General features: G+C 67.2%; 9 protein-coding genes. 5 read left to right on the forward strand and 4 right to left on the reverse strand.

What is annotated here, in order from left to right:
- From AC1DOC_RS11175 to AC1DOC_RS11190, 4 genes are all read left to right on the forward strand, one after another.
- A partial coding sequence (locus tag AC1DOC_RS11175) for a Rossmann-fold NAD(P)-binding domain-containing protein (protein WP_478129805.1) occupies positions 1–808 on the forward strand: 808 nt, incomplete at its 5' end.
- Between the two features lie 34 nt (positions 809–842).
- A complete protein-coding gene (locus AC1DOC_RS11180; protein ID WP_012745555.1) occupies positions 843–1,172 on the forward strand; it encodes an NAD(P) transhydrogenase subunit alpha part 2 in 330 nt (109 codons plus the stop codon).
- Positions 1,169–2,596 carry an NAD(P)(+) transhydrogenase (Re/Si-specific) subunit beta gene (locus AC1DOC_RS11185; protein WP_478129806.1) on the forward strand — a complete coding sequence of 476 codons (1,428 nt, stop codon included), beginning with the start codon at positions 1,169–1,171 and terminating at the stop codon, positions 2,594–2,596. The genes AC1DOC_RS11180 and AC1DOC_RS11185 overlap by 4 nt, the downstream gene beginning before the upstream one ends.
- A 33-nt stretch (positions 2,597–2,629) precedes the next feature.
- Positions 2,630–2,890 carry a heat shock protein DnaJ domain protein gene (locus AC1DOC_RS11190; RefSeq protein WP_015866069.1) on the forward strand — a complete coding sequence of 87 codons (261 nt, stop codon included), beginning with the start codon at positions 2,630–2,632 and terminating at the stop codon, positions 2,888–2,890.
- 762 nt (positions 2,891–3,652) lie between these two features.
- On the opposite strand, the gene AC1DOC_RS11195 is transcribed toward AC1DOC_RS11190, so the two are convergent.
- Complete coding sequence (locus tag AC1DOC_RS11195) at positions 3,653–4,552, reverse strand: LysR family transcriptional regulator (RefSeq protein WP_478129807.1); 900 nt, start codon at positions 4,550–4,552, stop codon at positions 3,653–3,655.
- A 116-nt stretch (positions 4,553–4,668) separates the two neighbouring features.
- On the opposite strand from AC1DOC_RS11195, the gene AC1DOC_RS11200 reads away from it, so the two are divergent.
- Complete coding sequence (locus AC1DOC_RS11200) at positions 4,669–5,550, forward strand: aldo/keto reductase family oxidoreductase (RefSeq protein ID WP_015866066.1); 882 nt, start codon at positions 4,669–4,671, stop codon at positions 5,548–5,550.
- A gap of 51 nt (positions 5,551–5,601) precedes the next feature.
- Here AC1DOC_RS11200 and AC1DOC_RS11205 read toward each other — a convergent pair whose 3' ends face one another.
- From AC1DOC_RS11205 to AC1DOC_RS11215, 3 genes are all read right to left on the reverse strand, one after another.
- Positions 5,602–6,369 (reverse strand): hypothetical protein, encoded by a 768-nt coding sequence (locus AC1DOC_RS11205; RefSeq protein WP_015866065.1) that lies wholly within the window; start codon positions 6,367–6,369, stop codon positions 5,602–5,604.
- A gap of 6 nt (positions 6,370–6,375) precedes the next feature.
- Positions 6,376–6,867 (reverse strand): AAC(3)-I family aminoglycoside N-acetyltransferase, encoded by a 492-nt coding sequence (locus AC1DOC_RS11210; protein WP_015866064.1) that lies wholly within the window; start codon positions 6,865–6,867, stop codon positions 6,376–6,378.
- 25 nt (positions 6,868–6,892) lie between these two features.
- Positions 6,893–7,645: sensor histidine kinase (locus AC1DOC_RS11215; protein WP_478129808.1), on the reverse strand; the 753-nt coding region annotated here is incomplete at its 5' end.

Below are 7,645 nucleotides of genomic sequence, written 5' to 3' on the forward strand. Positions count from 1 at the left end.
GCTCACGGCCTTCGCGCTCGAAGCCGCGCCGCGCACCACCCGCGCCCAGAGCATGGACGTGCTCTCCTCGCAGGCCAACATCGCGGGCTACAAGGCCGTGATCATGGCGGCCGACAAGTACCAGCGCTTCTTCCCCATGCTCATGACCGCCGCCGGCACCGTGAAGGCCGCGCGCGTGGTCATCCTGGGCGTCGGCGTGGCCGGCCTGCAGGCCATCGCCACCGCCAAGCGCCTGGGCGCCGTGATCGAGGCCTCCGACGTGCGCCCGAGCGTCAAGGAGCAGATCGAATCGCTCGGCGGCAAGTTCATCGAGGTGTCCTATGACACCGACGAGGAGAAGGAAGCCGCGGTCGGCGTCGGCGGCTATGCCAAGCCCATGCCCGCGAGCTGGCTCGCGCGCCAGCAGGTCGAGGTGGCCAAGCGCGTGGCGCTGGCCGACATCGTCATCAGCACCGCGCTCATYCCCGGMCGCGCCGCGCCCACGCTCATCACCGAGGACATGGTCAAGGCCATGAAGCCSGGCTCGGTGATCGTCGACATCGCGGCCGGCAAGGGCSCGGRYGGCRTSGGCGGCAACTGCCCSYTGTCGGARGCCGACAAGACGGTGGTCAAGCACGGCGTGACCATCGTCGGCGAAACCAACCTGCCGGCGCTGGTGGCGGCCGAYGCGTCGGCGCTCTATGCGCGCAACGTGCTCGACTTCCTCAAGCTCATCGTCACCAAGGAGGGCGGCCTGAAGATCGACCTCGAGGACGACATCGTCGCYGCCTGCCGYGTYRCGCASGACGGCCAGGTCACGAAGAAATAAGCCGCCCCCAGCACCCACGCGAGGAGAAGAAATCATGGATCCCGTTTCCCATACCGTCATCAACCTCATCATCTTCGTGCTGGCCATCTACGTGGGCTACCACGTGGTGTGGACCGTCACGCCCGCGCTGCACACGCCGCTGATGGCCGTGACCAACGCGATCTCGGCCATCGTGGTGGTGGGCGCCATGCTGGCGGCCGCGCTCACCGAGACCCCGCTGGGCAAGACCATGGGCGTGCTCGCGGTGGCGCTGGCGGCGGTGAACATCTTCGGCGGCTTCCTGGTCACGCGGCGCATGCTCGAGATGTTCAAGAAGAAAGARAAGAAGGCCGCACCCAAGGCCGAAGCGGGAGCCTCGCAATGAGCATGAACGTCGTCACGCTGCTGTACCTGGTCGCCAGCGTCTGCTTCATCCAGGCCYTGAAGGGCCTGTCSCAYCCCACCACCTCGATCCGCGGCAACCTCTTCGGCATGGCCGGCATGGCCATCGCGGTGGTCACCACCGGTGCGCTGATCTACAAGCTGGCCGGCGGCCAGCTCACSGGCCTGGCCTGGGTGCTGCTGGGGCTGGCGGCCGGCGGCGGCTACGGCGCCTACCGCGCCAAGACGGTCGAGATGACCAAGATGCCCGAGCTGGTGGCCTTCTTCCACAGCATGATCGGCCTGGCGGCGGTGTTCATCGCGGTCGCGGCCGTGGTCGAACCCGCGGCCATGCTCGAAGGCATCGCCAAGGGCGCGCCSATTCCCGCSGGCAACCGGCTCGAGCTGTTCCTGGGYGCGGCCATCGGCGCCATCACCTTCAGCGGCTCGGTGATCGCCTTCGGCAAGCTCTCGGGCACCTACAAGTTCCGCCTGTTCCAGGGYGCGCCGGTGCAGTTCAAGGGCCAGCACATGCTSAACCTSGTGCTCGGCCTGGCSATGATCGGCCTSGGGCTGGTGTTCGTCTTCACCGAAAGCTGGCCGGCCTTCTTCGCGATGCTGGCGCTGGCCTTCGTGATGGGCGTGCTCATCATCATCCCGATCGGCGGCGCCGACATGCCGGTGGTGGTGTCCATGCTCAACAGCTACTCGGGCTGGGCGGCCGCGGGCATCGGCTTCTCCTTGAACAACGCGATGCTGATCGTGGCCGGCTCGCTGGTGGGCTCCTCGGGCGCGATCCTGAGCTACATCATGTGCAAGGCCATGAACCGCTCGTTCTTCAACGTGATCCTGGGCGGCTTCGGCGGCGAGGCGGTCACGGCCGGAGGTGCGGCCAAGGAGCAGCGGCCGGTCAAGAGCGGCAGCGCCGACGACGCGGCCTTCGTGCTCGGCAACGCCGAGACGGTGGTGATCGTGCCGGGCTACGGCCTGGCGGTGGCGCGCGCCCAGCATGCGGTGAAGGAGCTCGCGGAGAAGCTCACGCACAAGGGCATCACCGTGAAGTACGCGATCCACCCGGTGGCCGGGCGCATGCCGGGCCACATGAATGTGCTGCTGGCCGAGGCCGAGGTGCCCTACGACCAGGTGTTCGAGATGGAGGACATCAACGGCGAGTTCGGCCAGGCCGACGTGGCCATCATCCTGGGCGCCAACGACGTGGTGAACCCGGCGGCGCTGCAAAAGGGCAGCCCGATCTACGGCATGCCCATYCTSGARGCCTACAAGGCCAAGACGGTGATCGTGAACAAGCGCTCCATGGCGGCGGGCTATGCCGGCCTGGACAACGAGCTSTTCTACATGGACAAGACCATGATGGTCTTTGGGGATGCGAAAAAAGTAGTGGAAGAGATGGGTAAAGCGATTGATTGAGACGCCCCGGATCAATGTCCGAAAAGGAACTGTATGCAGTTTCAGTATTGCGACCACTATTGCCTTTTAAGCGTGCCGCGAGATGCGCCCAACGCCGCAATCGAAGCTGCGTTCCAAAGCGCTTTGGCAAAGGTGCCGCGCAAAGGAGTCTATCGATTGATCGCCTACATTCGCGGCAGAACGGAGTCCCAGTTCCTCAAGGCATTCGAAGAACTAAGCGATCCGGTGAAGCGAGCAGACTATGACAAGTTCCTATCTGAACTGGCCAATATTCCAGCGGGCCCGATGTGTTAATGGCTGAAAGGGATGCAGCTACCTCACAGCGAGAGCGGGATCTCAGGTCTGCTGGACAAACAATTTATAAGCGTATCGGACGGAACAACAGAACTTAAATCCGCTGCGATGGCCCGGAGGCGGTTCCGATTTTGTTGCGCGGCTGGTGGCCCAGAAACTGACCGGAACGGCGGGGTGGAGCGTCGTCGTGGACAACAAGGCCGGGGCCTCGGGGTTGATCGGGACCGATGCGTCCATCGATCCGAAAACGCTGCAGCTCGCAACGTCGCCGTCGCAGAATTGGTAGCCCGTATCGCCCGAGCATATGAAATTGAACTGCCTGCGCAGGCGGCGGGATGACGGGCGAGAAGTCAAGCGGAGCGGGTCGATGGGCAGCTATGTCGTGAGTCAGAAGTTCATTGAATGGTGGTATTGATTCAAGACCAATGCCCCCCGGCATCTTCTTGCGCGGCGGACCGTTGCGGCATCGAGCGGCTTGTTGGCTGACACCGTTGCGGCTGCGGTTGCGGTTGCGCTGGCCGCGCGGCCCTCGCGACTGGCCACGCGCGTTACGACCTGCGGATCGGCACGCTGGGGCGAACGTGAAGAGATCGCGTATGTTCGACAAAGCGGCCAGGGCTGCGGTGRCACAGGCGCGCTGCAGGGCGGCGCGGCGCATGGGGAGGCCGGTGGAGAGCCTCGTTGTGCTCGAGGTGCCGTTCAAGGTCACTGTGCCCAATACACCGAAGCGATAGCCCATGCGTTTTCTGAACGCGCCACGATTCACGAACCATTTCGTATGAAATCCACGAACGCCCGCAGCGGCGCCGGCAGCAACCGGCGGCCCGGATAGTAGAGGAACGGCCCCGGGAAGCGCAGCCACCAGGGCTCCAGGATCGGCTCGAGCGCGCCGCTTTCGAAATGCGGCCGCAGCCAGTCCTCGAACAGGTAGACCACGCCGGCACCGGCGATGGCCGCATCGACCGTGAGATCGGCCGCCGCGCCGATCCGCACGATCAGCTGCCCCGTCACGTCGATGCGCAGGCTTTCGCCGTCGCGTTCGAACTCCCATGGAGGCATCGACCCGCTGGCAAAGCGCCCGCGCAGGCAGGCATGGCCGAGCAGCTCGCGCGGATGCTGCGGACGGCCGTGCCGATCGAGATACGCCGGGGCGGCCGCGACCGCGAAGCGCTGCAGCCGCGGGCCGATCGGCACCGCGACCATGTCTTGCTCGAGCCGCTCGTCGTAGCGGATGCCGGCATCGCAGCCGGCGGCCAGCACATCGACAAAACCATCCTCGGCAATCACCTCGAGCGAGATGTCGGGATAGGCCGCAAGAAAACCCGGCACGATCGACGGCAGCACGAGCCGCGCGGCGCTGATCGGCACGTTGAGCTTGAGCGTGCCGGTGGGCCGGTCGCGAAAGCCGTTCACCACGTCCAGCGCCGCACCGACTTCAGCCAGCGCGGGCCTCAGCCGCTCGAGCAGGCGTTCTCCGGCTTCGGTGGGCCGCACGCTGCGCGTCGTGCGGTGGAGCAGCCGCACGCCGAGCTCGGTCTCCAGCCGGCGCASCGCCTCGCTCAGGGCCGATGCGCTCGTGCCGCTCAGGCGTGCGCCGTCGCGAAAGCCCTTGGCTCCCGCCACCGCCACGAAGGCGTTCAGATCCCCGAGGTCGACGTTCATTGTCTGGAATTCCGCACAGGCTGTGCCGATTATGGTGGGTTATCAAGCAGCGAGGCGCTGCCTAGACTGGGCTTCACGACCTCGTTCCCCCACTTCAGCGCCTCAGGAAAGACACCATGTCCAGCACGCAGACCCCCGGCACCTTCACCCTCGGCGACCGCGCCGTCCATCGGCTCGGCTACGGCGCGATGCAGCTCGCCGGTGCCGGCGTGTTCGGCCCGCCCAGGGACCGCGAGGCGGCCGTGGCCGTGCTGCGCGAAGCGGTCGCGAATGGCGTCGACCACATCGACACCAGCGACTTCTACGGCCCGCACGTCACCAACCAGGTCATCCGCGAGGCCCTCGCGCCCTATCCGAAGGACCTTGTCATCGTCACCAAGATCGGCGCGCGCCGCGACGGCACCGGCGGCTGGCTGCCGGCGTTCTCGCCCGCGGAGCTCGCGCAGGCGGTGCACGATAACCTGCGCCACCTGGGCCTGGAGGTGCTGGAGGTGGTGAACCTGCGCCTCATGTTCGACGTGCACGGCCCGGCCGAGGGCTCGATCGAGGCGCCGCTCGCGGCGCTGGCCGACTTGCAGCGCCAGGGCCTCGTGCGCCATGTCGGCCTGAGCAACGCGACGCCGGCCCAGGTGGCCGAAGGCCGCCGCATCTGCCGCATCGCCTGCGTGCAGAACCACTACAACCTCGTGCACCGCAACGACGATGCGCTGATCGATGCGCTGGCGCGCGACGGCATTCCCTACGTTCCGTTCTTTCCCCTTGGCGGCTTCAGCCCGCTGCAGTCTTCGGGGCTCTCCGACGTGGCGCAGCGCCTGGGCGCCACGCCGATGCAGGTGGCGCTGGCATGGCTGCTGCGCCGCTCGCCCAACATCCTGCTGATCCCCGGCACCTCGTCGGTCGCGCACCTGCGCGAGAACCTGGCGGCGGCAAAGCTGGAACTGCCGGCCGATGCGATGGAAGCACTGGACCGCGTGGCGGGCGCTTCCGCTGCCGGGTAGAAAGCCCCGAACTCGTGTCACGTGAGGCCGAGCCCTCTTCATCGATGAAGGCTATGAATTTTCCTCGGTGCGCTGGCAGACCCTTTCGACCACCGTCACTCGCGCGCCCAGCGCCTCGAAGCGGTGGACAAGATCGTCCTTCCGGGCAACGCTGACGCTGTCGTCCAGCAGCGGCAACGGCAGCTGATGCTTGAGCTTCAGCAGGCTTGCGCCCGCGAGATGCTTGTAGTCCGGATGTGCCTTGAGCACCGCCAGGACCCGCAGGGGTTCGTTGCCCAGGTCCGTCAGGTGCACCGTGTGGAAGACCACGGGCACATGGTCGCCTGGCAGCGAAGGCGGCACATGCACCCGGATGTGCGCCATCAGCATCTGGAGATTCGGGAACAGCGGCTGCGGAGACCAGCGGCCGCTCCCGTGCCAGTCCCACAGCACCGGCACCTCGGGCTGGCTGATGTCGCCGATCAGCGGGTCGCCATCGGCGTTCTGCAGGACCACCCAGTGCGGCTGCCACAGGCCCGCATCCACGGCGTCGCTCCATACCAGATGCTCGGGCGTGCTCGCCTTCCGGTCCAGGATGAAGCGGTAGCCTTCCATGTCGGCCAGCAGGCCGGGCGCGTCGACGGCGCCCGAGCCCGTGAGCACGCCGCCTCCATCTTCGCGCCAGCTCGGCGCCTCCAGCACAAGGGACTGGCTCCCCATGCGGCGGCACCATGCGAACCAGTCCTGGATCGGCGGGGGCAGGGGCGGCAGGGTGAACCGGGCTGCCAGCGAGGCCTGCACGGCGGTGCGGCTCGGCCAGTTGTCGCGCGTGAGGGCCATCGAATTTCAGGACGCCTGCACGGGTTGCACCGGCGGCACCGGAATGTCGAAATGCAGCACGTCTTCGCGCACGCCCAGCTTCGTGTACAGCGCGACGGCCGGCGCATCGGGCGGATCGGCCTGCACGAAGATCACATAGGCCCCGCGTTCGGCGCCGATGCGCTGGAGCTCGCGGATCAACGCGGTCGCCACGCCCCGGCGCCTGTGCCCGGCGGCAACGGCGAGGTCGTAGATGTAGATCTCGCTGCGTTCCTGCTCGAACTTTTTCAGCTCGTAGGCCGCGAGGCCGCCGATGACCTGCGACCCCTCGCGCGCCGCCAGCGCGATGAAATAGTCGCTGCCCAGCAACTGCCGCAGGTACGCAGGCCGAGGGCGGCTGGCGGCGTAGGCGGCCGGTTCGTCGAAGGCTTTGCCGAAAACCGCGAGAAGCTCGGTCATCAGCGGACCGTCGTCGGCCGAGAGCTGCCGAACCTCGTAGCTGGCGGGGGTCGTGGACATGGCGGCATCCTAGCAACAGGCAATCTCAGGCGGCGCTCATGGTCTTGCTGTCGGCACCCTCCCCATGGTGCAGGGGCAGCCAGAGCGTGAAGCGCGTCCCGCCGCTGCCCGATTCCCAGCGCACCGTGCCGCCGATGGCCAGGGCGCGCCGCTGCTGGTTGCGCAGCCCGCGGCCGCTTCGGCGCAGGGCTTCCTCCACGGCAAAGCCCGCGCCGTTGTCCTCGATCACCACGCAGACGCCATGGCCGTCCGTCGCCGTGCTGAAGCGGATGATGGTGGCCCGCGTGTGGCGCAGCACGTTGGCCACGCACTCCTGCATGATGCGCAGGATGTGCAGTGCGCCGCCCGGGTCCAGCCAGGACAGCGCGGGTACCGGCTGCACTTCCCAGCGCAGCGCGACGCCGGCGCTCTCGATGCGCGGCGCCAGGCGAAAGCGCAGGGTGGCCAGCAACAGCAGCAGGTCGGCGTCCACGCTCTCCATCGAATCGATGGCCAGCTTCAGGTCGTCCATGCAGCCCTTGAGCACGCCCGAGATCTCGGTGCCGCTCATGGCGCCTTGCTCCACCGACCGGATCGCGCTGATCAGCGACGAGCCGAGCCCGTCGTGCATGTCCTGCATCAGGCGCCGGCGCTCGGCGCCGAGCATCTGCTCGTTCTCGATCACGCGCAGCCGCTGGTAGCTTTGCTCCAGCTCGGCCTCGCGCGCCTGCAGGCGCTGGGCAAGGCCCTTGTTCAGCCGGGCCACTTCGGCGAAGGCGCCCGTGTAGCGCTGGAACAT

The organism is Variovorax sp. 01T439_2, assembly GCF_056398445.1.

What these genes read in the sequence shown, in the direction of transcription:
- AC1DOC_RS11190 (WP_015866069.1), top strand. Translation starts at nt 2,630, where the DNA reads ATGCAGTTTCAGTATTGCGACCACTATTGCCTTTTAAGCGTGCCGCGA.
- AC1DOC_RS11200 (WP_015866066.1), top strand. Translation starts at nt 4,669, where the DNA reads ATGTCCAGCACGCAGACCCCCGGCACCTTCACCCTCGGCGACCGCGCC.
- AC1DOC_RS11205 (WP_015866065.1), bottom strand. Translation starts at nt 6,369, where the DNA reads ATGGCCCTCACGCGCGACAACTGGCCGAGCCGCACCGCCGTGCAGGCC.
- AC1DOC_RS11210 (WP_015866064.1), bottom strand. Translation starts at nt 6,867, where the DNA reads ATGTCCACGACCCCCGCCAGCTACGAGGTTCGGCAGCTCTCGGCCGAC.